This is a genomic window from Desulfatibacillum alkenivorans DSM 16219, assembly GCF_900142135.1.
GTDB classification, from domain to species: Bacteria; Desulfobacterota; Desulfobacteria; order Desulfobacterales; family Desulfatibacillaceae; genus Desulfatibacillum; species Desulfatibacillum alkenivorans.
Window position 1 is genome coordinate 134,316 of record NZ_FQZU01000001.1, and the last position, 26,824, is coordinate 161,139.

20 protein-coding genes are annotated in these 26,824 nt (G+C 55.4%); 10 read left to right on the plus strand and 10 right to left on the minus strand.

The window, feature by feature from the left end:
- Window positions 1-2,690, minus strand: a 2,690-nt coding sequence (locus BUE18_RS00560; RefSeq protein ID WP_073471858.1) for a DUF3999 domain-containing protein, incomplete at its 3' end; no start/stop codon positions are given.
- Window positions 2,691-2,901: 211 nt separating this feature from the next.
- A complete protein-coding gene (locus tag BUE18_RS00565) occupies window positions 2,902-4,041 on the minus strand; it encodes an alpha/beta fold hydrolase (RefSeq protein ID WP_073471860.1) in 1,140 nt (379 codons plus the stop codon).
- Window positions 4,042-4,240: 199 nt separating this feature from the next.
- Here BUE18_RS00565 and BUE18_RS00570 point away from each other — a divergent pair, with 199 nt between their 5' ends.
- From BUE18_RS00570 to BUE18_RS00580, 3 genes are read left to right on the plus strand one after another with little or no spacing between them, the layout of a single operon-like run.
- Complete coding sequence (locus BUE18_RS00570; protein ID WP_073472325.1) at window positions 4,241-5,386, plus strand: acyl-CoA dehydrogenase family protein; 1,146 nt, start codon at window positions 4,241-4,243, stop codon at window positions 5,384-5,386.
- A 13-nt stretch (window positions 5,387-5,399) separates the two neighbouring features.
- Window positions 5,400-6,173 carry an electron transfer flavoprotein subunit beta/FixA family protein gene (locus BUE18_RS00575; RefSeq protein ID WP_083610676.1) on the plus strand — a complete coding sequence of 258 codons (774 nt, stop codon included), beginning with the start codon at window positions 5,400-5,402 and terminating at the stop codon, window positions 6,171-6,173.
- Window positions 6,174-6,208: 35 nt separating this feature from the next.
- Complete coding sequence (locus BUE18_RS00580; RefSeq protein WP_073471862.1) at window positions 6,209-7,792, plus strand: FAD-binding protein; 1,584 nt, start codon at window positions 6,209-6,211, stop codon at window positions 7,790-7,792.
- 70 nt (window positions 7,793-7,862) lie between these two features.
- Here BUE18_RS00580 and BUE18_RS00585 read toward each other — a convergent pair whose 3' ends face one another.
- On the minus strand, window positions 7,863-8,846 hold the full coding sequence (locus tag BUE18_RS00585) for a PAS domain S-box protein (protein WP_073471863.1): 984 nt from the start codon (window positions 8,844-8,846) through the stop codon (window positions 7,863-7,865).
- Window positions 8,847-8,896: 50 nt separating this feature from the next.
- Window positions 8,897-9,838, minus strand: coding sequence for a PAS domain S-box protein (locus tag BUE18_RS00590; RefSeq protein WP_073471865.1), 942 nt, complete (start codon window positions 9,836-9,838; stop codon window positions 8,897-8,899).
- Between the two features lie 1,190 nt (window positions 9,839-11,028).
- On the opposite strand from BUE18_RS00590, the gene BUE18_RS00595 reads away from it, so the two are divergent.
- Window positions 11,029-11,790, plus strand: coding sequence for an acetoacetate decarboxylase family protein (locus BUE18_RS00595; RefSeq protein ID WP_073471867.1), 762 nt, complete (start codon window positions 11,029-11,031; stop codon window positions 11,788-11,790).
- A 56-nt stretch (window positions 11,791-11,846) separates the two neighbouring features.
- On the opposite strand, the gene BUE18_RS00600 is transcribed toward BUE18_RS00595, so the two are convergent.
- From BUE18_RS00600 to BUE18_RS00620, 5 genes are all read right to left on the minus strand, one after another.
- A complete protein-coding gene (locus tag BUE18_RS00600; RefSeq protein WP_073471869.1) occupies window positions 11,847-13,652 on the minus strand; it encodes a HEAT repeat domain-containing protein in 1,806 nt (601 codons plus the stop codon).
- Window positions 13,643-15,109, minus strand: coding sequence for a radical SAM/SPASM domain-containing protein (locus BUE18_RS00605; protein ID WP_073471871.1), 1,467 nt, complete (start codon window positions 15,107-15,109; stop codon window positions 13,643-13,645). Before BUE18_RS00605 ends, BUE18_RS00600 begins: the two co-directional genes overlap by 10 nt.
- 241 nt (window positions 15,110-15,350) lie before the next feature.
- Window positions 15,351-17,528 (minus strand): acetate--CoA ligase family protein, encoded by a 2,178-nt coding sequence (locus BUE18_RS00610; protein WP_073471872.1) that lies wholly within the window; start codon window positions 17,526-17,528, stop codon window positions 15,351-15,353.
- A gap of 38 nt (window positions 17,529-17,566) precedes the next feature.
- A complete protein-coding gene (locus BUE18_RS00615) occupies window positions 17,567-18,238 on the minus strand; it encodes a TetR/AcrR family transcriptional regulator (protein WP_073471874.1) in 672 nt (223 codons plus the stop codon).
- Window positions 18,239-18,998: 760 nt separating this feature from the next.
- The gene (locus tag BUE18_RS00620; RefSeq protein WP_083610679.1) at window positions 18,999-20,189 is read right to left on the minus strand and encodes a dipeptidase; all 1,191 of its coding nucleotides are present in this window, start codon (window positions 20,187-20,189) and stop codon (window positions 18,999-19,001) included.
- Window positions 20,190-20,598: 409 nt separating this feature from the next.
- On the opposite strand from BUE18_RS00620, the gene BUE18_RS00625 reads away from it, so the two are divergent.
- From BUE18_RS00625 to BUE18_RS00645, 5 genes are all read left to right on the plus strand, one after another.
- Window positions 20,599-20,847, plus strand: a complete 249-nt coding sequence (locus BUE18_RS00625) for a hypothetical protein (RefSeq protein WP_073471876.1) — start codon at window positions 20,599-20,601, stop codon at window positions 20,845-20,847.
- 295 nt (window positions 20,848-21,142) lie between these two features.
- A complete protein-coding gene (locus BUE18_RS00630) occupies window positions 21,143-22,228 on the plus strand; it encodes a uroporphyrinogen decarboxylase/cobalamine-independent methonine synthase family protein (protein ID WP_073471877.1) in 1,086 nt (361 codons plus the stop codon).
- Complete coding sequence (locus tag BUE18_RS00635) at window positions 22,228-23,070, plus strand: AAA family ATPase (protein ID WP_073471879.1); 843 nt, start codon at window positions 22,228-22,230, stop codon at window positions 23,068-23,070. The genes BUE18_RS00630 and BUE18_RS00635 overlap by 1 nt, the downstream gene beginning before the upstream one ends.
- Before the next feature lie 3 nt (window positions 23,071-23,073).
- Window positions 23,074-24,267: a vWA domain-containing protein gene (locus BUE18_RS00640; RefSeq protein ID WP_073471881.1), complete on the plus strand. Its 1,194-nt coding sequence runs from the start codon at window positions 23,074-23,076 to the stop codon at window positions 24,265-24,267.
- Between the two features lie 112 nt (window positions 24,268-24,379).
- Entirely contained in the window at window positions 24,380-25,060 is a 681-nt protein-coding gene (locus BUE18_RS00645; protein WP_015949903.1) for a Crp/Fnr family transcriptional regulator, read from the plus strand.
- A 74-nt stretch (window positions 25,061-25,134) separates the two neighbouring features.
- On the opposite strand, the gene BUE18_RS00650 is transcribed toward BUE18_RS00645, so the two are convergent.
- Window positions 25,135-26,109: a DUF3187 family protein gene (locus BUE18_RS00650; protein ID WP_073471883.1), complete on the minus strand. Its 975-nt coding sequence runs from the start codon at window positions 26,107-26,109 to the stop codon at window positions 25,135-25,137.
- A gap of 290 nt (window positions 26,110-26,399) precedes the next feature.
- On the opposite strand from BUE18_RS00650, the gene BUE18_RS27790 reads away from it, so the two are divergent.
- On the plus strand, window positions 26,400-26,824 hold a 425-nt coding region (locus BUE18_RS27790; RefSeq protein ID WP_211482770.1), incomplete at its 3' end, for a hypothetical protein.

Consider the following 26,824-nt stretch of genomic DNA (forward strand, 5'->3'; position numbering starts at 1 on the left):
AACATGGCGTCCAGTTCGTCCTGAGACATGGCTGCGTTGTCGTCCGCAGGAGGCGAGGGCTGGGGTGCAGCCGGAGCGTCGAACATGGCGTCCAGGTCATCCTGAGACATGGGAGTATTGTCATCCTCCTGGGGCGCCTGTTTTGCCGGCCCGTCAAAGAAGGCATCCAGATCCGCCTGGCTCAGCTGGCCGTCGGTTTGCAGCCCGTCGGGAACCGGAGGGGGAGGAGGCGGAGGAGGCTCCGGTTCTTGCGGAGGCGGGGCCCAGTCCTCAATACGCCCCGCGCCGTCGAACAAATCGTCAAGCTCTTCCTGGGAGAATTGTTTAATGACCGGCGTTTCTTCGGCCTGATCCCCATCCGCTTGCATGTCCGGGCCGCCCGATTCGTTCATAATCTGGTCCAACTGGTCCTGATTCAGGGCGCCGTCGAAGGGCAGATCGTCTCCCTGGGAGTCCTTGGCCGTGGGAACGGTGATGTTGTAGCCGGCGTTCGCAAGAAGGGCGTTTAAGCCGGCTTGATCCAGGGTCCCGTCTTCATTGGCCTTGACTTTGGGGTCACGCGGCCTTTTGGGCTCTCGGGGCAGGATCGGCTCTTTTTGGGGCTGGGTGGCCAGCAATGCGTCCAAAGCGTCCTGGTTCAAGGTCCCGTCGTCATTCATGGCCGGCGAGGGGGCCGGCATTTCCGCCTGGGTCGCCAAAAGGGCGTCCAGGTCGTCCTGGTTCAGGGTGTTGTTATCATCCAGGGCGGCGGCGCCTCCCGGCGGGGCGGCCAGCATGGCGTCCAGTTCTTCCTGGGTTAAAACGCCCTCATTGGGATCAAGGGACGACTCTTCCGGGGATTTTTTTGGCTCGAGTGTTAGTTTGGGCCGGCCCTGCCCCTTCGCAAAAGCAGACTGGTTAAGGAGCGCATCCAATTGGTCCTGCTCCATGGACCCGTCTTCGTTTAACTGAATGGGAACGCCCTGGGGCTTAGGAGGAGGCGCTGGCGGCTCCGGCTTCGGCGCGGGAGCCTCTTCTTCCGGCTCCATTATCTCCTCCAAGAGAGCGGGCCCTTCTTCCGGTTCGGTTGGCTCCTCCATCGTAGGACCTGTCTGGTCCGAGCCGTCCTCCGCCATGGCGTTTTCAGAATCTTTTACAATCTGGTCTATGTCTTCCTGGTCAGGCGCGTCCCAGGAGTCCTTCATTTCCTGCACTTCCGCGGCGGTCTCGGCCAGGTCCGAATCGTCGTCCAGGCTTTCCGTTTCCGCGGCGGCCTGGGCTTCCGCCCATTCAGCGTCTTCATCCGCCGCTTGCCGCTGGGCCAGGGCTTGGGCCTTTTTCTGTTTAAGCAACATCATTGCAACCAGCGCCAAAACCGTCGCAAGGGCGGCCGCAACCACGCCGGCGGCGGCCAGGATCATTTTTTTCTTTTTTGTGTCAGGCGGTTTAGGACGTTGCGGATACAAAGCGTTATTGCCGCCCAATGTATAGACGCCGCCCATCCTGGCCTGAGAAGCTGTCACGCCTTGTTTGCCCCAGCCCACCGGCTCCAAAATCGCGGCCGGAGGAGGCGGGGCGAGGTCTTTACGGCCGCTTCCGAAAGCAATGACATAAGGCTCCTGGCCCTGGGCGACAAAGTAGGCGGTATGAGGCGTCCAGGCCAGTTGGAAGGAAGGGGGCAGGGGGCCTGCTCCTGCAATGGATTCCGGGTCGATTTGCACCATCCAGTATCTATGCGTGACGGGTCGAACGTTCAGGGCTTGATTTTGGATGGCGTCCTCGCCGGCGGTCAGATTGTATAATATGGCGTCTGCATGGAATTCCCAGTTGCTTTCCGCGTCGCTGCGGGAATAAATTTTGGCCCGGGCGCAGAAGTCCGGCCACATTACATGAATGACCACCTGGCTGGCTGGCAGAGGGGCGGGGATCTCAAATTGATACTCCCCGTTGGATGGAGTTCCCAACGGCGTCCCTTGCACCCAGTTGTTTTTGGCGGCGTCCTGGCTTGTGGGATATAGCACTTCCGCCTTTTCTAGGGTCGAGCCTTTTTTGCCCCCCGGCCAGGTGACCAGCCAATACCCCGGCATGGCCTTGGGAATGTCTATGGCGTCCTGGAAAAACATCATTTGCCCGCAAGGAACCTGGGCCAGGGTGGTGCTTGTGGAAAGCCCGAACCAGAACGCCAGATCCCGGCTGGCTTTGACGTCCACCGTGGTCACGAATTTTCCCGGCGTGTCCGACCATTTTAGTCGCAATGCTTCGGGCTCGCCGTTAAGATGGGACGCGTCCAAAACATAGGATGTTAGAACGTTGCCGTCTCCCAGTGCGGCGGAACTGTCCACTCCGATCAAGGCGCCGGTTTCGTCCATGTGGAATTTGGTGGCGGACATGTCAATAAATCCGTCGCCCCGGGTCATGAGCGGGAAAATATTCAGGGATTGCACCTCCGGGTCCTCGTAAAATCCCTTTCTTTCATCCACGATTTTAAGGGGAACCTGGGCCCCTTTCCCGTCAAGAATCCTAATATCGCCAATATCTTGACGAACCAATCCCTCGTATATGCTCTGGGGCAAGGTGAGCTGCCACAGGCCGCCGTCCGCCCTTGCGTCCAAGCGGGCGCCGGACATAAAGTCCGTTGCTTGGGGTTCTAAAGCGTGCGCCTGGATGAAAGGAATGATAACAGCCAGGAATATATAAAAATAGCGGCGCATGTAAAATCCTGCGGGCCTATGGCCCGCCAGAGGGTTCTATTTCGTTTTGTGGGAAAGCCTCTTCCGCAACACTGCAATCAATCAGGCCGGAAGACCGCCCCTGGTCATGCCTTTGGGATCAGGGCGCAACAATCCGGACAAATTTATACCAGTGTTCTTTCAGAAATCGTGCCGAAATGAAAAACCTTGTGAACAAAATTTGAAATAAGGGTTATCGTGAAGTATTTTCCATAAGCCACTTTCCGGCGGGCAGCCAGACTTTTTCCCGGGCGTTGTCGCCGATCATCAGGTCCACATGCCCTGCGGCGTTCACCCCAATCAGGTTGTTGGAGTCATTGGGCGTGATGATTTCGTGGGCCAGAAGCACGGTGTCCGGCGGGGCGATTACATCGGCGCCGCCGTAAAAAAAGAGGAACTTGGCTTTGTTTTTGCGGATGTAACCCATGGACTTGACCAACTCAGGCCCGTATTGCTTGCAGGCCAGTCCTTGGGAAATCATGGTGGAGATGGATTTTTGCAGGCTGTTGGGGACGGGCTCAACCACCTTGCCTAAAAGGGTTTTGGCGGCCCTTCCCGACATGTTGAAAGGATTCCACAACAAGGGGGACGCAATGGGGTTGAACCTCAGCACCGGCCCCGGAATTTTTCGAATGGCCCTGGTGATGGGCACAAAGTTCTGGGTGACGGTTCCTACAAAGGATTTTTCCTCGAATCCCAAGGCCCGGGTGATCCAGTTGATCAGGGGGATGATGCGCACAAAAATCTGATGCAGGGTGATGGGGCTGCCTATCGTCACGACATTCCTGACCGTGGCGTCCAGGGTCTTGGCCAGGTAGGTGTACATCATCATGCCGCCCAGACTGTACCCTACCCAGGAGATGTTGGACGACCCGGAGTCCCTGCGCACACGCTCGATGACCATGGGAACCTCCCTGTCCACCAATTCCACAAAATCCAGGGTGGGGGGCGTGGTGCGCGCTTTGCCGTAAAACATGCTTTGCCGGCAATGCCTGACCACATACCTGTTGTACACCCGTTGGGCGTACCCCGGATGAAAGCAATACACCGTGAAGCCTTCCGAGGCCAGGTAGGTTGCAAAGGACCGGTTGTTCTCCAGGGAAAGAAACCCGCCCTGGTCGTCCATGCGGAATAAATTGGCGTTGGTGGCGATGCCGGGGCAAAGGATGACCGGTCCTCGCCGCCGGATTCCGGCTTTGGCGGAAAAAATCTTTTTAATGAACAATTCCCGGGAGCCTTTTCGGGCGAACAAATCCTGGGCCATGAGAAAATGAGGCGCCTTGGGGGCTCCCCGATCCACGAGCACTGTTTCCTGCTTGGGCCAAAATAGCATGATTGGTTCTTTCTATTTGCAAGATTTTCAACGGACGTATGATATTTTGTATGACGCAGTATGTCAAGAAGGAAAGAACGCCGGCCCGGATTGGACGGGGCAAGGGATTTGCTCTTTTTCTTTGAGCCGTTATCTGATAAGTCAGGGGCGGAATATAACGGACGGCTTATTTATAAACCCCGGTAATCGGTTGAAATCCATGAATCCTTTTTTAACGGAAAAGCATAGGGAAGTAAGGCGCTCGGTGCGGGCTTTTTGCGAAGCCGAGCTGGCGCCCATAGCCAAAGATTTGGACCAGGAAGCGCGCTTCCCCTGGGAAGTGGTGGAAAAAATGGGGGCCTTGGGCTATTTCGGCATTCAGGTTCCCAAAGATCTGGGCGGCGCAGGAATGGACTCGGTGTCTTATGTGGTGGCTATTGAGGAAATTTCGCGGGTGTGCGGCGGCATGGGACTATGCGTGACCGTGCACAACAGCGTGGCGGTTCATCCCATCATGGCGTTTGGAACCCGGGAGCAGCAGGAAAAATGGGTTCCCGACCTGGCGGCCGGCAAAAAGATCGGCGCATTTTGCCTGACCGAGCCCAACGCAGGTTCGGACGCTTCCGGAATACAGGCCGTGGCTTTAAAGGATGGAGATCATTATGTGGTGAACGCCAACAAGGTGTTTGTCACTAACGGCGGCGCGGCCGACACCTGCCTGATTTTCGTGCGCACCAACCCGGAGGCCGGTCCCCGCGGCATCAGCGTGATTGTGGCGGAGCGCGGAACGCCCGGTTTTGTGGCGGGCGATTTGGAAGATCTCTGCGGCATGCGCTGCAATCCGGTTTCCTCCATCCGGCTTAATGACTGCCGGATTCCCGGGGACCACCTGCTTGGCAAGGAAGGCATTGGCCTGGCTATCGGCTTGGCCGGCCTGGATACGGGGCGCATCGGCATTGCGGCCCAGGCGCTGGGCATCGCCCAGGCTGCTTTGGAGGAAGGCATTCGCTACTCCAAGCAGCGCCGGCAGTTCAAGGTTCCCATTGCCAGGCACCAGTCCGTTGCCAATATGATCGCCGACATGGCCACCCAGGTGGATGCGGCGCGTCTCATGGTTTACCGGGCCGCGGCCCTTAAGGATTTGAAAAAGCCCTTTTCCAAGGAATCGGCCATGGCCAAGCTGTTCGCCGCGGAGACCGCTTCCGCAGTGACGGATATGGCCGTGCAGATTCACGGCGGGTACGGGTATTCCAAGGACTACCCGGTGGAACGCTATTTCCGCGACGCCAGGGTGACCAGAATTTACGAAGGCACTTCCGAGGTGCACCGGACGGTCATCGCCCGTTCGGTCCTTGGCAAGTTCTAACGGGGAATTTATCATGGGAATTCATATTATCGTCTGCATAAAATCCGTGGTGCTGGACGCCCCCGGAGGCAAGATCGTGCGCACTCCGGATACAACCGCCCTCAACCCCTTTGATCTGCCGGCCCTGGAAACGGCCCTGGCCCTCAGGGACGAATCGGGGGGAACGGTGACGGCTCTGTCCATGGGGCCGGAAATTTCGGGCCTCAGCCTGTATTCCGCCTTGTCCATGGGCGTGGACCGGGGCGTTTTGCTGTGCGACAAGGCCCTTGCCGGGGCCGACACCCTGGCTACTTCCAACGCCCTGTGCGCCGGCCTCAAGCTCCTGGAACCCTACGATCTGGTTTTGTTCGGAACCCGCACGGCCGACTCGGACACAGGCCAGGTAGGGCCCCAGACCGCCGTGGGCGCCGGGCTTCCCCTGGCGGCCCAGGCAAGGGAAATTCTGGTCAAAGGCAAGTCCTTGGAAGTCTCTGCCGAATGCGACGGATTTCGCCAGCGTTTTGAAGTGGATACGCCGTGCGCCCTGACTGTGGCGCCTGAGGCCGCCAAGGCCCGCAACGCCAGTCTGGGCGGCATTGAGGAGGCTTTTTCCGGAGAAATCGAGGTTTGGAGCCTGGAAAAACTGGGACTGACGCCGGATCAGGTCGGGGATGCGGGATCGCCCACCAAAATTAAGGATATGACCCCGGCCGCCAAGGGCAAGCAGTGCGACTTTTTAACCGGATCCATAGAGGAGCAAGCGGACAAGCTCCTGGAGAAGCTGGTTAACGCAGGTCTTATTCAATAGAAAAGCAGGCTAATAAAATAGCGGGCAGGAATGCAATGAGCAATCACGATATCTGGGTTTTCGGAGATCTGAGAAACGATAGGTTTTTTGACTATTCCCTCAATGTGCTGGGCAAGGCCAAAGAGCTTTCCGGGCAAACGGGCGGCAAGACGGCCATGGTGCTGGTCCCCGGAAAAAACCAGGAATGCCTGCTTTGGGAAGAGGCGGCCGACCGTTGCACCCGTTGCGGCGCGGACTATGTGTACGTCCTGCAGCATAAGGATTTGGACGCTCCCCGCGCGGACGCTATGGCCCTTATGATCTGCGAGGCCGTGTCGGACAAGCAGCCCGGGCTTGTGTTTTTTCCCATGACCCAGCTGGGCCGCGAACTGGCGGCCCGGACGTCCAGGATGCAGAACGCCGGCCTTATAGCTGATTGCGTGGACATGGTCATGGAGGACGGACTTATGGTGGCGACCTGTCCTTCCTGGGGCGGCCGGATTATGGCCAGGATCACCTATGCCGAGGGAACAACGTTGGGATTCGCCACGGTAGCGCCCCACGGCTTTTCCCCCAGCGGCCGGCCCGGCGATCCCGGGAGCGTGGAGGAACTGGACTATTCTCGCCTCGCCCTGCCCAAAGGCCTTAAGCTCCTTTCCTACGAACCCGAGGAAGCCGGAGTAAAAAGGCTGGAAGAGGCCGAAACCGTTGTGGTGGGCGGAGCCGGCATGGGCAGCGCCGATGGATTCGGCCTGGTGCGGGAGCTTGCGGCCGCTTTGGGCGGCCAGGTGGGCGCCACAAGGCCTCCCGTCCTGTCCCACTGGGTGGAGGAGGAACGTTTGATCGGCCAGACCGGAAAAACCGTCCGGCCCAGGCTGCTTGTTTCCGCGGCAACCTCGGGAGCCGTGCAATACACGGCGGGAATCGCCGAGTCCGGCCTGATTGTGGCCATTAACAGGGACGCCAAAGCCCCTATTTTCGAAATCGCTCATATTGGCGTGGAAGCCGACGCCAAGGCCTTTTTGCCCGTCTTTACGGCCAAGGCCAAAAAAGCGGTGATGCGCAAGCTGGCCGATGACCTGGCCTGCACGGTCGTGGACGTATCGGACTCCAGTTTCGGCGCGACCATTAAAAAACTGCGCGAGGGCCACGACTGGACCCGGGAAGCTCTGGCCCAGGCCACGGGACAGACTCCCGAGTTTATCGCCTCGGTGGAATCGGACGAATTGTCGCCTTCCGTCAGTTTTCTGCTTCGTTTGGCCCGCGCTTTGGGCATCGACCCGGGCACGTTTTTGCGGGACGAGGAAAAAAGCGCCATCCGGGATCAGCGCGCCAAGGCTTACGCCAAAAGGACCCAAAGCTATTCTTATGAGGTTTTGACTCCGGATGCGGAAAACGAGCACCTGCGGGCCTTTATGATCACCATTGAATCGCGTAAGGATCACAAGCCTGTGGAGTATAAGCACGAAGGCGAGGAGTTCGTCTTTGTTCTGGACGGGGACCTGGAGTTGACTCTGGACAGCAGGCCCCATGTGCTTAAGCCCGGGGAGTCCAAACGCTTCAATTCGGAGATCCCTCATAAATTAAAGAGCTTGTCGGATACGGAAACCCGGTGCCTGGTGGTTTTGTACACCCCCTGACCAGGCGGCAGGCTGCAGAAGGATGAAGCCCGCCGCAGCGTAAATATTTTACGCGTTTTGGATCGGCCGGTTAATCGGGAAGGCCGGAAGACGTCCGCGTGGGCAATGCGGCGTAGGCCAGGCGGTCCATGAGGCTTTCCCCAGGGCCTTCCAGCCCGAACTTTTTCCTCAGCTTGCCGCGATAAAAATCCACGGAGCGTTTGGAAATATTCATGGCTTCCGCTATGGCCTGGCTGGTTTCTCCATTGCGGACAAGCCAGGCGACTTCCAGTTCCTTGCTTGTAAGTTCGGGCATGGGGTCCTGGACGTGGCCTGAAACATGGGAAAGCAGGGCGGCCATGTTGGACCTGAGCACGCTGACCAAGGCCGTCTGTTCCACGTCCTGACATGCATCAAGCAGCCGGTCGAGATAGGGCAGGGCCATGCTTTCCAAAGTCAGGCGGAGATATTGCTGCAGCATTGGGACGGCGTTTCCGGCTATGAGGGAGGCCTTTTTCAGCTTTTCATTGATCTCTTCCAATCTGCGGGTCTGAACGGACAATGACTGGTCTTTTTCCTCAAGGGCTTGCTCAGAGTTTTTCCGGTGGGTGATGTCGCGATACATTCCATGGAGGCCCAAGGCCTTGCCCGTTTTATCTCTAAGCACGGCGCCGGTCACTTCCGCCCATTTAACGGACCCGTCCTTGCACTTGACTTCCGCTTCAAAACTGACGGATTCCCGGCCCTCCGGCTTTTCTGACCGGGAGTATTCCAGGAGCGCTCCGAAATTTTCGGTGACGACGTTCAGAGACCGGCCGGTAAACATGTCTTTGGGCAAAAGGGCGATGGCTTCGCCGGGGGTAAATCCGGTGAAATTGGCAAGGGAAGGGCTGACGTACGCCATGCGCAGTTCAAGGTCGCACTTCCAGGAGACGTCCGTGGTTTTCTCCACCAGGGTCCGATAGTGCTTTTCAACGGCGGCCAGCCCTTTGTTGGCGATTTCATACCTTGCAATTTCCGCTTCAAGCTCTTTGATGCGGGCGCTTAATTGTTCTTCCGTCTCACGATGCTTCATGGAATCAAGATCCCTTCAAGTTAGCGAACTTGAAAATACTTGCTATGACTTTATCCGTACAGCGAGGTTAAGTATTGCGACAGGTTTTTCCCCGGAGGGACGAACCCCAATTTTTTTCTGATTTTAGCTCGATAAAAATCCACGGATCGTTTTGGGATGTCTAAAAGTTGGGAAATGTCCCGGCTTGTGCATCCAATGCTGACCAAACGTGCAATTTCGGACTCTTTGGCATTGAGCGACTCGGCCAGGCCGTCGTTTTGGCCGGGCATGTAATCTTCAAAGTCCGACAAGCATGACGCAACAAAGTCCATGCAGATTTTCTGGTTTTTGTTTAATGCGGTCTTCTGAAAGCTCTCTATATAAGGTCTGGAAAGACGACTGATAAGGCGCGCCATTTTCGTCTTGTATTCTTTGGCGCTGGCTTCCGCCTCCTCGGTGAGCATGGCGATGGCCTTGTTGGTTTCTTCCAGTTCAAGGACCTTGGCGGCTAAGGCCTTGTCCGCCGCCTGCATAATTTTTAGATTGTTTTTGTGCTGAGTGATGTCACGGGCTATGCCGTGAATGCTTTCAGGCTTTCCGTCTTTGTCCAGAGTGATTGTCCCTGCGCACTCCACCCATTTGGCGGCTCCGTCCTTGCACAGGCATTCCAGCTCCAGGCAAAAATGCCTGAACCGTTCTTTGCCGTTGGCATCGCGCCTGTGGATTTCCTCTTTGACCAGCTTAAGGGAGCCTGGCGTAAAAGTGTCCTCCGGACCCATGGCCACGGCTTCCTCCGGCGTGTATCCCCGCAACTGATAAACCGACGGGCTAAAATAGCTAAAGCGCAGATTCCTGTCCGCAGACCATATGATGTCCGTGGAATTCTCCACCAAAAGGCGGTACTCTTCCTGAGCAGTCCTCAGCTTTTCGTTCAATGCTTTTTGTTCCAGCAACTTGTTTTCCAAGGCCAGAACCCGCTCTTCCATTTTTCTGCGGCTAGGTTCCAAAGGCATCTGCAATCTCCTGGAGCAGGCTATTGGTGGAATGTCGTCCACATAAGACGTATACGAATGGACGTGAAGCAGGCCAAGCGCTATTCATTGAAAAAATACCGCGATGCGTAACATCCTAAATAGACGGAACATACATAGCATGAACCATTTTACGGGTCAATACTGGTTACAAAAAGTTTTTGCGGAAAATAATTGAATTGAGTTAACTGATTATCGTGCCGTTCCATGGAGCTTTCTTTTGTTTATTGCATTATTAAAAACCACTAAAAACGCAAATTAAATGATTGCAGCGTTTCGGCGCAAATGAAGTTGTGAAATTGTTCACACTGTATTCCCGGAATCGCGCCTTGAATACTTGGCTAAACGGCTTAGTATTTTAAATACAGCATGTTGAAACTATCAAAGCAAATCAAAACAGAGTGATTATGACGCCTTTGGACGACCCGTCAGACTACTGGAACGCCCTTGCAGGGAACGCCTGGTTTTTTCGCCCCGAGGACTTTCAAACATTGGCGCCCCTGATGGACCTCCATGCAGACATCAACTTGCCTTTCCGTTCAACCAAAAATTGAACAATGGAAAATTGAAACCTGTTGACAGTGCTGTCTGGTCCGGTAATTATCAGCAGACCAGTCACCCTGGCATCCGCCTGAATCCATATTTGTCAACAAAGGCTGCTGTGACCGCAAAAAAAACAAGCCCATGGGCAAGGCCGCAGTGATGGAAGCCCTTTTTAAGTATATATTGTCACTGCCTGACCATTTCAAAATATTGCAGGAGCAATCCGTTTTACAAAGACGCTGGTTCGGGGCGTCAATCCGGGCCGGCCTTTGTTTTGTTATAAAAAAGGCATTTTACTATCCAAAAATTAAAAAATAATTGATACCCTTAAACTCGGAAGGTATGCTGTGTCCTCCACAGACGGATTGCTTTCATCCATCACAGGAAAAGGAGACGTCTATGCTGACCGGCATCCATGTCCTGCTCCCCTATATGTGCAATTATGAATGCGATCATTGCTTCCTCTATTGCAGTCCCCGGGCAAGCGGAACCTTTACCCTGGCAAAAATGAAGGACCTCATCATAGCCTGGCGCCAGGGCAGGTGTTCGGGATAGACCAGGATTGACGCAAAGGGGCGGCCGTCGCCATATCTTTTTTTATAACAACTGACTGCAAGAGGGGGATGAGTATGCGGAAGCTTCACGACGACAGGCATTACCTCACACGGCTTCGCGAGATGATCGTCAAAATGCAAAAATCCGGAAACATGTGGGACGGCGCCCGGTTCATCACGGCCGACGTTCCCCTGGACCCGAAAAACGTGCGGGAAATCCTGCCCTTGGGCATGAAGCCTGCGGACCCGGAGTCCGGCATGTTGTTTATCGTGGACTATCCCAGGACTTCCTTTGATGTGGCCTACAAGGAGGCCGCCCTGCTGGTGAACGTAAAAACCCCGCTGGGCAAGGGCGTGCATTGCTGCTGGATGGTGGTGGACGACGAGACCGCCCTGATTTACGGCCGCGAGAGCCTGGGATATCCCAAGAAGATGGCCGACTTTGAGTTCCAGGAGGACGGGGACTCTGTTTTCGGCTCCATCACCCGCCGGGGCGTGACCGCCCTGACTCTGGAAGGCGTCAAGGGCGAAGCCCAGGAGAATCCCGCGCCGTTATTCGCCAAAAAGACTTTTAATGCGGGCGGCCCGGGGCAGATGATGGGCTTCAACCCGGTATGGCTGTTCAAGCCCCAGGAGGTTATTCACGAATCCTACGGCCTGGACGTGACCGTGACCATAGAGTGGTCGGAATACGATCCCCTGGCGGCCTTGATTTCCGGCCCCGCAACCTCCGGCCGGTTTGTGGTCATGGACATCCCCGGCTCGGATTACATGTTCCCCGTGGGCATGGCCGGCCTGAAATTTTTCATCAACACCCACGCCCTGCGGTTTAAGTAGCCGTGTTGAAAAAACAGATTCGCCGGGGAACGCTTTAAGGCCAGACCGGCGAGACGCTAATAGGTCTTCAATTTGAATGCGTCGGGACTGCCGGCCGTGTATCCGGTGCACTGCATGGTGCAGCCGCCGGTGCAGGCGCTGGTGCAGCTTATGCAGCCTGTACATATCAACAAGTCCCGATCATGGCTATTGTACATGGTCCGCGCCAGCTCTTCCTCCCTATGGTCCAGAAACCATTGGACTTCTTTATTGGGATCGTCCTCCAACAGTTTCAGGACCCTCTCCGTGGAGGAGGGATTGATCGCAACGGCCGACCTGACATCATAATCCGGGTCAATAGCCAGGGTGATAAGGACCGCCTCGCTTGTATTGGAATTGCCCGCCTGCTTCAACCGTTCCTCTGAGCCGGAGGCGGCGGGTGCCCCGTTTTTCCTCACGAATTCGCGCTTTTTCTTTTCAGCGGCCCGTTTTTTTTCTTCAGCGATTCTTTTTTGTTTTTGATCTTCCAAATATTGTTTTTCCCTGGCGATTCTTTCCTTTCTCCTTCTTTCCTCGTCCGCGATTTTTTCTGAAATGGTTTGCCGCGCCAAGTTTCGAACTTTCGGATCGGAATCCCGGCTTAAAATCTCGAGGCATTCTTCCGGGACGCTCCCGGATGTCGCCAGATCCATGCGGACTGAATCGACCGGGTCGACAGCCAGTTTTAACAGGGACTCATGGGGCGTGTAGCGGTTTTTTGCGACCGCACTTCTCACGGCGTGGCTTTGGTGGGTGGCCATCCATCTTAAATAGTTTTCATCACGGGAGAATTTCGCCTTTTTATATTCCTCCCGGAACAAGCCTTTTTGCACCGACCGACTTTGATCCTTTTCCAGGACGCTTCTTAAATAGGGCTGCAGGTTCGTGTTTTCGGCCGCTTCTCCGCGCACCCATTCATCCTGATCCCTGACCGAAATTTCCAGCACGCGATTCGTAGCCTGCTTGCTTCCGGCCGCAATCTTGCGGACTTCCTTGTTGGGAGATTCGGCCATGACAAGGAGTAGGGATTCAGACAAATTTCCTCTCCCATCATGGAAGCGAAGACGATGTATTGCCGTATTTCGAACCCGTTCGACCGGATCATTAACCAGAACCGTCCATGTCTCGAAAGGGGGGGAGACTTTCGAGGCGACAGTCTCTCTGACATCATCCTCTTTATCGTGGACAAGAGCCTTCAGAGCATCGGCGGGAAGGTTGTCTTTCAATGCGGCTTTGCATCTGATGTTAAGGTCCGGCGACGCGGCCATTTGCCGGATCAAAGTCTCGTTGTTCGTGTAGTCGGCGATATCCTCACGGATGGCCTCGCTCACGTTATGGTCCCAGAGCATCCGGGATAGCTGGTCCGTGGGCGTGTTGGGGTTGCCGATAGCCTTGACCCGGACCAAGCCGTCTTTGTCCGCCGCCAGTTCCAGGAGAGCCTTGGGCGGTGTGTGAGTATTGGCCGCCGCCTCCATTCGAATTTCATAATTCGAGCTCTTTGAAAATTTGGATAATAGCTTGGGATCCGCGGTTTGGCGGGCTTCTTGTTTGGCGATTCTGATTTGTTGAATTTCGGCGTTTGTTTTTGGCCGGTGTTTTGCTTCGGTCTGGAGGGCGGAGGTATACGCCGGCTTGGAAGCAGGCTGGGATTCGGCGCAGCCCCCCACGTAAAGAGATGCGCCCACAATGGCGCCGCAAACGACCATAGTGCGGCCCATGCGGGCCAGTTCGCCTTTATAGGCCTGCATTTCCTCGGCCGTGACGATAAAGCATTTTTTATTGTCAGCCTCGGCGGATTTCAGGGGGGCTGCAGGTCTGTTCTCGTGGTTGTTTTTTACAGGCATGGTTGACTCCGTGTTTGGGAATTTTCCGGGTTCATCAAAGCCCACAAACCCGCCTCGGTCCCCAAAGACCAGAAAAGCTCCTCCAGGCAGGTTTTGGCCGTGGCGCAGGCGATTTTGTGCGTGTACGCCCGCACTTCTCGGGATGCCAGGGCCTCTCCCTCCGTCCCGATGTATCCGATGGGGCAGCCGCCCCCGCAAAGATACCGGTAGGCGCATTCCCTGCATTGGGGCCTGGCGTCCACGTCGATGATTTTCGCCATGGCTTCCAGAACATCCAGGCGCGGAAAGTCGTCTTTTAGAATGTCTCCGGTCTCATAGGCCGGATTGTTGACCAGGTAGATGCAGGAAAAAATTTTGCCGTTCACGCTGATCACCGGAGTGCATCCCCTGGGCGCCCCGCAGTTCAGGTTGTTGTGATAGCCGGGAACCAGACGCCGGGAGAATTCGCTGAAGGGAAAGAGATTTTCCACCGGCCAGATTTGGGAATGGTATACTTCCCGCAAGCCCCGGGAGTAGATTCGCGGGTCCGGGCGCATGGCCCGCTCAAACACGCTTCCGTCCGAGTCCACGGCGTTTAAAGGAACATAAGCGCAGGAAGAGCCGCCCAGGTTTTTGTGCACGCGGGCCGTTTCGACCATGATCTCCTGGTTGCGGCTGACCACCGTGGTTCTGAGCGCCACGTTGATTCCTGCGCCGGCGGCCTTTTCAATGTGACGCGCGGTAAAGGCAAAGCTGCCGCCGCCGCCCCGCAGGGGCCGCAGGGCGTTATGAACGTCCTCGGGGCCGTCCACGTCCACCAGCAAGGTCATGGCATGGTCCCTGGCCCGGGTTATGAAGTCATGGGGCAGGACGCTCAGGTTGGTGGTGATGTGATAATGGAAGTTGATTTTCGGGAATTTTGCCTTCAGCGTGCTTTCGCAATGCTCCATGAGCTCCACGGCCAGAGGCCAGTTGAGCAAAGGCTCTCCCCCGAAGAAAACCAGGTTTAAAAATCCGCCAGGGCTTAACCGGGTCGCAAAGGTTTCCACGGCCTGGAATGCGGTTTCCCGGGACATCATGGGATCGCCCGGGCCGTGATACGTCTCCCGGCCGTTCAGGCAGTACACGCAGGCCTGGTTGCAGGCCTGGGATAACAGCAGGTAGACGTTCAATTCCGTCCTGAAAAGGTCCCGGCCAGGGCCGCAGGCCTCACAGCAGGCGGTCTTGCCGTCCTCCACAATCAAATGATGCCGCACAAAGAAATCGAACAGATCCCAGGGACAAAGGTTTTCCTGGGGGCAGTAAAACGGCTCGTTTGCTTTTAACTTATCCAGGATTTCAAGGACTTCGGAACCGCCCATGGGAAAATAGGCGGGATTGACGTTCAGCGGGTTGAAAAAAATGCGTTCGCTTCCCCTGGAAAGGGCTTCAATGCGGGGCGCCACGCGCCATGCGCGGCCGGTGTACTCCGGATTCATAAGAGCAATAAACCGATCTATATTATCAGAAATTCAGGGTGGTTAATCTTGCTAAATTCAAGATGTTTCATCTGACAATATACCTGATTCCTGATTGCTTCAAGTGAATATCCTGTTAACGAACGGGGGCGGATATGATCGGGATTCCTGATTCCTTCATAAGGGATGTAAATATATAAAGAAAGGGCGTCCGGCCTGATGGCCCAACGCCCTTGGATAATTTACCCGGAGGTCTTTGCTGCTATTTGTTTTTTGCGTGAAAACCGTAATAGGCCGTGACCTTGGCCATGGCGTTAATGCCCCGGGCCATGCCTTCGTATACGGGGATGCCGGCGCCTAGGAGGATTTTTTCCATCACGGGCGCCCAACCGCGGATTTTTTCCGAAGGTATGTATTGCCTCCAGGTAGCGATAAAAGGCTTGCCGCCCAGCTGCTTTACGCCTTCATCCGCCACGTACCGCGTCAGGGTTTCAATGTAGCCGCCGCCTTCCTCCTTGTTGAACAGCCAATCCAGGGGAATGGACATGAGGACGTTGTCGATCTCGTCGCTTTCCGCCATGAGCTTGAAAATTTTGCCCATGACGTCAAAGTCAAAATAGGCGATCATGGCGTCGATGGGGTTGCGGATGATGGTCCCGGCCGGGGGGATGATCTCACGCAATTTGCCCAGCAATTCCTCGGAGAAATCAGGCAGCGCCAAACCCAGCTTGGCGCAGTTGTCGGCCACGGAAACCCCGGCGCCGCCTCCGTAACCCAAAACAGCGGTTCTCGGCCCCTTGGTTTCGGGCAAATAATGGAAAGCCATAGCGACTTCAGCCAGTTCCTCCACGGATTCCACCAGAACGCAGCCGGTCTGCCGAAAAAAGGAATGCCAGATTTTGGGGCCGCCGGCCAAGGCGCCGGTATGGGAGGACACGGCCTGGGCGCCGGTTTCGCTCAAACCGCCCTTATAAATGACGACGGGCTTTTTCTTGTTGGTTTCCTCGGCCAGCTTGAAAAAGCGGCGGCCGTCCTTCAACCCTTCCAGATACATGGTTATGATCTCGGTCTCGTCGTCCCCGGCCAGATAGTCCAGAAAATCCGCGCTTTCCACGGTCAGGGCGTTGCCGTAGCTCACCACCTTGTTAAAACCGATGCCGTATCTGCCTGTGGCGTAATGGGTGATCTCCTGGGCGTTGCCTCCGCTCTGGCTGATGAGCGCGATGGGGCCGGATTTTTTCGAGGCCTTCTGCCACGTGAGCATGCGCCTGTTGGGCACGTAAAAGCCCATGCAATTGGGGCCGATAACCCGCAGGCCTCCCTCCACCGCAATTTGCTTCATTTCCTCCTGCAGCCGGACGCCTTCCTCCTCGCCGGATTCCTTGAATCCCGCGGTGAAAATGTGGACCGTCTTGTTGCCCGTGGCCGCGCACTCCCGCAGGACGCCGGGAACCACCGGCGCAGGCACGGAAACAATCACCAGATCCACTTTTTCAGGCAAGGCGGTGAGGTTGGGATAGGCCTTGATGCCGTATATTTCGTCCAGCTTGGGATTGATGGGGTAGAGGCGGCCTTTAAAGCCGAAAAGATGCATGCACCCGAACATGCCCGCGAAGCCGCTGATGTTGGGCTTGGTCGCCCCGACAACGGCCACGGATTCCGCATTGAAAGCCCTGTGCAGGGCCTGGCGGGTTTCCTGAATCCACTGCTCCTGCTCCTCCTCGCTGAAAGCCGGCCTGGTGGATGCGTCGGCGTTTTCATCCAAAACCACCAGGGCGTCCACGGCCTTTACCTTGCCGTCCGGGGTGACGATCAAAGGGTTGATGTCCACCTCCTTGATCTCCGGGTGCTCCAGGCCCAGCCGGGCCAGGCCTAACAGCGTTTGTTTCAGGGCCTCCCGATCCGCCTTTTCTTCGCCGCGAAAAGCGCCCAGGAGCTTGCTGCTTTTTATCTCGTCCAGCATCACTTCGGCCTGGGTTCCCGAAAAAGGCGCAATGCGAAAGGTCGCGTCCCCCAGGGCCTCCGTAAACACGCCGCCCAGACCAAACATCACGGTCGGGCCAAATTGGGGATCCCGGACCAAGCCTGCCGCGAACTCCCTTTTCCCTTCAATCAAGGGCTGGATCAGGCAGCCTTCCCAATCCTCGCCCGCCGCGCCCTTTATCTGCCTGTACGCCTGGATAACCTCAAAATCCGACCGCAGATTGACCTTGACCAGGCCCCTTTCGGTCTTGTGGGTCAACCTGGCGCCATGGCCTTTCAATACCACGGGAAAGCCCATCTTTTGAGCCTGGGACGCAGCCTCATCCTCTTCCGCGACGACGGCCTCCTCCACCACGGGAATGCCGTAAGCGCTCAGCAAAGTTTTGGACTCCGCCTCGGTCAGGGAGGCTCTTTCTTCCTTTTTTACGCAATCAAGCAATTCGGCGACGTTTAGCATAATCTCTTCTGGTTCTCCTGTCTTACTGAGAAAGGTGATTACTCCAAGCGGGTGAGCGCTTCGGTGATGAGCTGCTGGGCGAGCCCGAGGGTTCCGATTTTTAGCTTGTGGCCGTTCTCTTCATCGTTCTTGCAATCCTCCAATTGAATCACGCCCACAACCAGACCCCAGATGATATCCGCCAGTGCGAAGACGTTCACCTTTTTCAAAAGGCCCATTTCCATGCCTTGGGTCAGCATGCTGCGGCATAAAATCACGTTGTTCCGGCCTTTTTCGTCCAGGATGGAGCGGATTTCCGGCTTAAAATCCCCCAAAAGATCCTTTTGCTGGAATAATTGCAGCACCCGGAAGGTCTCCGGGCTGGACTCGTAAGCATTGTAATAGGCATGGAAAATTCCCAAGACCAGGTCCCGGCCGTCCTGAATTTTTCCGGCGCTCATGTCTTTTTCCAATTTTTTTAAATGAACCCGGATTTCGGCGATCAACGGCAATATGAGGCTAAGGATGAGGTCGTCCTTGCTTTTGAAATAAAGATATATGGTGGGCTTGGTGATTTCCGCCGCCATGGCGATTTCGTCCATGGTGGATTTTAAATAACCCTTGGACGCAAAAACGGTCCGGGCCGCGTCCAGGATGCTTTGGATGCGTTGCTGCTTTTCCCGTTCCTTTCTTTGGCGGCAGATGGATTTGTGTTTGTTTTGCTTGTCCATGGACGGCTTCCTTTTGGGCTGGCGCTCTCTTCTAACCATCGGTTAAATACATTACTGATAGTAAAGTATCTTGTCAATGGGTAATTAATACGGGTGTGAAAAACAGCAAAAAGGATATATTCAGGCCCTGGACTGCCCCAAAAAAAGAGGCATGGAATCCCTGCACCCGAAGAATCGGATGCAGCCTTTGAGGCTAAAAAAGCAATGTAGTCTCAGGGCTCGCCCTGCTTTTGGTCGGTTTTGGAAAAAGATCAGGTTCGATGATTTGAATTGGATGCTTACCAAGTGACAGGTCGAACACCATGTCGCGTTGCGACCCCGGCGCGACACTGTTGCGCCGGGGCTGCCCATCCTCTTCGTAGTCGCGTCCCCCTGTGGGCGCCCTTTTGACGCACGTTGCGCGTCAATGGCAGGCGCCGGGGGCCTGCACTACACTGTCAGGCCAACGCCGTCTCTTGTCTCCTTCGTCATTACCGTCCGGCTTTGGCATGCAATGCCAGAGGCCGCCGGGCCAATAAGGCGGCCAGGGAGCTTTCTAACGTTAGGAAATTGGGGGCGAGCCAAGTAATATCCTGAAACCAAAATAATAGGCAATTCGCCCGGGACGCAAAAGAACTCAGACTTCAAAAGACGTTTCAGGACGCACTTATTGTTTCTTCGAAGCCCTGGCAGGATACTGCTCTGCCAGGGCTGGCCGCCTATCGTTCAAGGTAGGTGGAGGATTCACTCAATTGGAAAGGCGTATCTCATCGTTTGAAAATTATTCCGGCAGGTTTTCCATGAGAAACCGAACGGAATTGCCTCCCATGACCTTGGCGATTTCGGCGTCGGTAAAGCCATTGTCCATCATGGTCTGGGTGAGGACGGCCAGTTCGGACGCGTCAAACCGGGTGGTCACGCTGCCGTCGTAATCCGAGCCCAAAGCCACATGATCCACGCCCACCAGATCGACGGCGAACCGGAGGGATTTGACCACGCCTTCCGGAGTGGTGTCGCATACGGCGTCCCAATATCCGATGCCGATGATTCCGCCTTTATCGGCGATTTTCTTCATGAGCGCATCCTGGAAATTTCTTTTTTTGGGGCAGACGCCGTAAACGCCGGTATGGGAGACCACCACGGGCCGCGTCGCCATTTCCAGAACGTCCTCGGCAACCTGGGGCGAGGAATGGGCCAGGTCAATGATCATATTCAGCTCTTCGCATTTTTTGACCACCTCCCGGCCCAGGGGCGTAAGCCCGCCGTTGGACACCCCGTGCAAGGATCCTCCCACTTCGTTGTCAAAAAAATGCAGCAGGCCGATCATGCGGTATCCTGCGTCGTAAAGCGTCTGGACGTTTTCCAGCTTGTTTTCCAGGGCGTGACAGCCTTCCAGGCCGATGAGGGCGGCCGTGGGAGGCGTTTTTTCGGCCGCCAGGGCGTTTTTGCGAGCCTTCAGGGCCTTTTCCAGATCCTTTTTCGTGCGGACGATCATGACTTCCTCGGGCTTTTCAGCCTGGAAATCATGCAGCTTTTCGGCTTGGTACAAAGCCCGGGCTAACAGGCTTTTACGGGTTTCTTGGGGCCATCCCTGGATCCAGGCCAGACTGGTGATGTTATCCGACTCTCCCGTGTTGGAGTCGTAGTTCTGCCCGGAAGGGGACTTGGTGACCACCGTAAACATCTGGACGGAGACGTTGCCTTCCCGCAAACGGGGAAAGTCCACGTGCCCGTTGGAAGACCGTTTGAGCAGGTTTTTTTCCCACAAGAGAGCGTCGCAATGCCAATCCATGACGGTCAGGGCGTTGTGCATCATTTGCGCGTCCCGGCTGATCTCATAAGGATCGTGGGACTCCACTTTGTTCATCACCCTTCCCATGGCCCCTGTCCGCCCGGCGTAGACGGCGGCGGAGCAAAGTACAACGGCCAGAGCAAGGACGGAAATTAATGTGATTTTAATAACTTTCAGCAATGGGAGCCCTCCTGATGGATTATGGTAGATGACTTTTCTTTTTGAGAGTATCAAGGCCTGATATTGATGGCGGCGTCCAAACAATGACGAAAACCGGACCGAAGGTCAAGCAAAGAATGAGGGAGTCCAGGGAAATGCGCATCAACCAAAGCCTTTATGGAAATAATTATTTTTCCGCACTGGATTATTTGAGAATCGTTATTATACTATAGATAACGAACCGGTAAGCTGATAATTATGGTGCGTTCAGGTTGTTACATATGCGGCTTTTGTTATGCTTTTCTTATCGGTCGGCCGCTTGCTTATGTTCGGAGGCGCTGGATGGCGGGATCAGGTTGAATTGGCTTTGTAAGGCCATGCCGGTCAGCGCATCCCGGACAAATGCCTGAACCCCGGAAAGGAGGCTGCCATGATCGATAGCCAACGTTTATGCAGCAAGATCCGGGAGGTCTCTCCCGGCATCGGTGAGTGCGGGCGTGACTTAGAGGTCCATTGGGACGGCAACAGCAGTCACTGGGCTGTTGACCTGAAAAGCGGTTCCCGCGAACTGAGGCATTACCTGCCCTCGGAGGATGCGGAGCAATGCGTACTCGGGGAGAAATGCCTGAGCTTGGGCCTTGAAATCGCCCAGTTGAAGGACAACGTTCAGCTGATTTAAAATCCTCCGCCGGCGCATCCCGTAATAAGCGCCGGCGGATTGACCGGATTCATATAAACAACGTTCCTGTTGGGTGATTTCCCCGGCGCGGAAAATTTTGCGCCGGGAAATGGAACCATGGCCTAAGCTGTGGGCCTTAAGCAGGTGAAAAGGGGTTGCGGCCGCGTCCGCAGCCCCTTTTATTTACGTTCGTGTAAATTAATCGGATGACAGCGCCTTGTAAGCGGGGTATGCTTGTGATAGAATGATTGCTCGGTTTTTTATGAACCCAACCAATATATTACCAGGAGAGAATATGGAAAAACCAACGCCATTCAAGCCAGGGTGTTTGCCGGCGTTAATCGGCAGCCTGCCTGTGAAGGACCACGAAGAGGCGGTGGATCTGGTGGCGGGGCACACCCCGGACGTCCCCATTTGGATACAACTTCCCATGTATCGCCAGGAAGGCATGCTGAACCAGTTTGTGCCGGGCGTTCCCGGTCTGGTGGACACGGGCGAAAAGGTGTACGTGGATACCAGCAGCCAGGAGTTCGAAGAGGGGCTCATGGCTTTTTACGAAGAATACCTGGCCGTGACGGAAGCGGGCCTGCCTTTGGAGGAATCCCGCTTCGCCATGAAGCCGGAGCACGCCCCCGGCTTTTTCGCTTTGAAAAACCGCCTTGAGACCGCCTGGCCCCAGGATTTTGCAGCGATTAAAGGCCAGGTGACCGGCCCCTTTACGTTGGCGACCACCCTGATGGATCAGGACGGCCGGGCCGCTTTGTACGACGACCGGCTGCGGGACGTGGTGGTGAAGATTCTGGCGCTCAAGGCCCGGTGGCAGGCCAGGGTGCTGGGCGCTTTCGGCAAGCAGGTATTGATATTCCTGGACGAGCCGGCTCTCGCCGGATTCGGCTCCTCGGCCTTTTTAAGCGTGACCAAAGAAGACATCGCCGCTCTTTTTGAAGAGATCATGGAAGCCATCCATCAGGAAGGCGCTTTGGCGGGCGTGCACATTTGCGCCAATTCGGACTGGTCTCTTGTCCTGGACTCTCCAGCCGACATTGTGAGCTTCGACCAGTATGAAGTTTTTGAACAGTTCGTCATGTATAAAAAGGATTTAAAGGCTTTTTTTGACGCCGGCAAGATCGTCGCCTGGGGAATCGTCCCCACCATTGACAAGGACCTTGTCATGGGCGAGTTCGCCGAGTCCCTGGAGGCCAGATGGCAAACTGACATGAAACAGGTGGAGGCCCTGGGAATTGACCGGGCGACCCTGCTTTCCCAATCCCTCATAACCCCGTCCTGCGGCACGGGTTCTCTGGACCCGGAGGCTTCCCTCCGCGTGTTGGAACTCACCCAGGAAGTTTCCAACATGATTCGTTACAAGGAGCAACTTTAATGACAGCAGCAGCCAAATTTACCGGCGACACCAAATATGTTCTGGATGAAGAACTTGCAAAAATAGTCAACATCTCCATGGCGCTTGAAATGCCCCTGCTTTTAAAAGGCGAGCCCGGAACCGGCAAGACCATGCTGGCCCACGCCATTGCAAACGCTCTGAAAATGCCGCTCCTGGTGCTGAACGTCAAGTCCAGCATGAAACTGGTCGAGTGCCTGTACCAGTACGACACCCTGACCCGTCTGAACGACAGCCGCTTCGGCGACTCCAGCAGGGATGTATCCAACATCGAGGAATACATCAAGATGGGCAAGATCGGCCAGGCTTTCACGGCGGATGAACGCACCATCCTTTTGATCGACGAGATCGATAAGGCCGACACGGACTTCCAGGACGACATGCTGGACGTTTTGGACCAGATGGAATTCGACATCATTGAAATCGACAAGACCATCCCGGCGAAAAACAGGCCGGTCATGATCATTACCTCCAATGCCAAAAAGGACCTTTCCGATCCTTTCCTGGGCCGCTGCAACTTCCATCACATCGCCTTTCCCGACCCTAAAATGATGCGGAAAATCATCAAGGTGCATTTCCCGGAGTTGAGCGACAGCCTCATGGAAATGGCCGTGGACACCTTTTATCGCCTGAGAGAGCTGGACGGCATTGAAAAGAAGCCGGCCACCCGCGAACTCATCAACTGGGTGCGGGCTTTGCAAGCGGACCCGGATTTTGAGCCCAAGAAAAAAATGAGCGATGTGCCTTACCTGGGCGTACTGTTCAAGAAAAGCGGCGACTACGCCCGGGCCGTGAACGCCTCCAACCGGCGCAGGATGTATTAAAATATGTTCGTTCCTTTTTTCTATATATTAAGAGAGGCGGGGGTTCCGGTCAGCCCCACGGCTTTCCTGACTCTCCAGAAGGCCCTGCGCATGGGCCTCATCACCTCCATCGACGATTTCTACACCTCGGCCCGGGCCATTCTGGTGAAAAGCGAGCGGTATTTTGACGTGTTCGACCAGGCTTTCGCCCATCATTTTGAAGGGGCGGAAATGCCGGAAAACGCCGGCGTGGAAATCGACGACTTCCTTCGAAACCTGCTGGAAGACTGGCTGAGCGATCCTGAAACCGTGGCCGAAGCCTTAGGCATCAGCGAGGAGGAGGCCGCCAGGCTCTCCCCGGAAGAACTGCTGGAATACTTCAAGGAGCGCCTCAAAGACCAGGACGGCCGCCACGACGGCGGCAACAAGTGGATCGGCACGGGCGGAACCAGCCCCGTGGGCCACTCGGGCGTCCATCCCGGCGGCATGCGCGTTGGCGGGGTGTCCCGCAACAAGTCCGCGGTCAAGGTGGCCATGGAGCGGCGGTACAGGGACTACAGCCACCAGGGCCCCTTGCGCGAGGCCCTCATGGGCGAGGCCCTGAAGCGCCTGCGTCACATGATCCCCGTAGGCCCCAAGGATCAGGTCAACGTGGATGAAACCATCTACCAGACCACCCGCAACGGCGGGGAAATCGATATTATATTCGAGCGCAGCATCAAGGACCGCCTTAAGGTCATCCTCATGATAGACAATGGGGGCTGGTCCATGGACCCCTACATTCCCGTGGTTCAGACCCTGTTTGATTACGCCCGGGCCCAATTCAAGGACATCAAGACCTATTTCTTCCACAACACCATTTACAGTGCGGTGTGGGAGGACCCCACCAGGCGCTTGAAGCCCGTGAGGGTGCGGGATTTCACCCGTTTTGATCCGGACACCCGGCTTATTATTATTGGGGACGCCAGCATGGCGCCCTACGAATTGATGGCCGCGGATGGCTCCTTGTACGTGGACGAACGCAGCGGCCTGGCCTCGGTGGAGCAATTGAGATTTTTGGCGGAAACATTTAAGCATAATTGCTGGTTTAATCCGGTGCCCAGCCGCATGTGGCGATATACACAGACGATACATAATATTTCCAATATCTTTCCGATGTTTGAACTGACCTTGGACGGTTTGGATGAGGCTGTGACGCACCTGATGCAAAAGCACTGATTTTTCAGGTAATCGGCTTTTCGGGTTGACTACAATCGACTTTCATGCAATTTAACTAATATCAGAACTCGAACTGTTTTCTCCGTCAATCTGAGAATAGGAGCGTTTGTGTATGGACGCAATGGAGATGGTCAGCCATATTCCCATGTTTCGCAGCCTGACCCCCGAGGACAGGGCGGAACTGGCCTCCCTGTTACGGATTCAAAAAGTCAAGGCCGGCGAGGTTTTGTTTCGCAAAGGAAGCGAAGGCACCACACTCTATTTGATTCAGAGCGGCGCCGTGAAAATCGTCCTGCCTTCCAGGCTGGGAGACGAAATGATCGTCACCATTTTCTCCGAAGGGGATTTCTTTGGAGAAATGGCGCTTTTGGATAATATGCCCCGGTCGGCCGACGCCATCGCCGTGGATCCCACGGTGCTGCTGCTTTTGAATCGGAGCGACTTTCTGCATTTTCTGCGGAAAAGCGACGGCGCCATCGAGGCTATTCTGTCCAGCCTGTCCATTCGCCTCAGGAGAACGGACGATCTTTTGGAAGACACCAGCTTCCTGAACATTCCGGCGCGGTTCGCCAAAAAGCTCCTGGAACTGGGAGATACGTTCGGCCGCCGCGACGGCGAAACCCTGAACATCAGCCTGCGTCTGACTCAAAAGGACCTGGCCGATATGGTGGGCGCCACTCGGGAAAGCATCAACAAGGAACTTCGGGTACTGCGGGAGAAAGGGATTGTCTCCATTTCCGGAAGCTCCCTGACGATCAAGGATATCAGCCGCTTAAAACGCCGGGTGCGTTAACCGGCCGCGCATAAAAATGCAAAGGGCGAAGCCGCAGGCCCAATTCGGGCGGCCGGTTTTCGCCCTTTTTTTTCCTAAAAATTCAACTCCACACCGGTATGAAGCGTAAAATCCGCGGCGGACCTGGAAAGATCTTCGGACATGGCCAGGTACGCGCCCCAGCCGGACTTCCACTGATACCTGCCTCCAAAAGTTATCTCTCCGTAATCCCTGTCCAGAACGACGACCTGTGCGCCGTCATAAGGGCTTTGCCAATACACGCTTTGCACGAATCCGGAGAAGCCCGGCGTGAATTGATAGGCCAAACCCAAAGCGGCGAAGCATGTGTCGGAAAAATCAATCTCCACGTCCTCCAGGAAATCCGGCCTGGCCAACCAGGTATATCCCCCGGCCAGGGACAAGGTGACCTTTTCGTGAGGCTTGAAGTCGGCCAGGGCAGTCAACTGGGCGTCCGTTCCTCCGGTTCCCATGACCTTGTCCGGGTCCCCCGTAGGCAGTTTAACCACGCCTTTGACGCTGGCCGTCATCCACGAGTTGGCGTACACCCTTTTTTTTACGCCCAAACGGAGGTCGGCAATGCCGGACCCCACGCCCGGATCGCCGAACCACAACTTGCCGTTGGAGGCTATCTGATACCCGAACTGATCGTCCGGCCGCATGGATCGTCCGGAGTTTCCCACGCCCAGGGCGTCGTGGTAGCTTTCCAAAAAAGAATCCAGCACACCGGAATTATAGGAAAGGAAACCCACATCCAAGGAAAGCTCCGAATTCCGGAAAAAACCCGCCGAAAAGCCCGTGGTCAATTGCAGGCACTCCATGTCCGCCAATACAACGTGATTGGGAGAGGTCATCAAGGCGAATTCGTTGGTGTAGCCAAGGTCGGCCCTGGCCTTAAACGTCTTTAATTGCAGCGGTTCAGCCGGCTCCAAAGATGGACCCAGGTAAAAACGATTGACGCCTGATTGATTGCCTCCGGGAATGGAAAAAGCCTCCGCCTGCCCAAGGCCAAAGGCCAGAAGCGCCATCATTGAAACAATGAGTTTTTTCATAAGAAGTCCTGAATCCACGGGTTTTCGTTCGATAGGGGAAAAATTTTTCCAAAAATCGTATAACAGAATCGAGAAAAAACCAAGAGCCGCGCATCTGCTTTAACCATAATCAAGCGAAAACTCTTTACAAGTGCTTGAGATTGTCATATAAAAACCCACTTCCCTTATGGTTGTGATTTTTTTCACCCAAAAATTTCACCACACCTCAGGGGGACAGGGGACAAGTTTATTCAAACGTAATTTTCGTATGACATCAATATTGTAATCGCTGGGCATCGCGGAGGATATGCATGGGAAAGAACAGTCTTATCAAGTCCACAGAAGATAAAAACACTGAGGCGGAAGAGAAAACCGCCGCCAAGCCTGCCAAGAAAGCGCGCGGCAAAAAGGCCGCCTCCAAAAAGAAGGAGCCGGCCGCTAAAAAAACCACGGCAAAAAAGGCTGCTCCTAAAAAGGCTGCTCCCAAGAAAGATGTGAAAACCAAGACCGCGAAAAAGGAAGATACAGCCAAGGACGCAGCCGCGGAAAAGAAAGCCGCTGAGGAAAAAGCCGCCAAGGAAGCGGCTGAAAAGAAGGCCGCCGAGGAAAAGGCCGCTGCGGAAAAGAAAGCTGCGGAAGAAAAAGCCGCCGCGGAAAAGAAGGCTGCCGAAGAAAAGGCCGCCAAGGAAGCTGCTGAAAAGAAGGCTGCGGAAGAAAAGGCCGCCGCCGAAAAGAA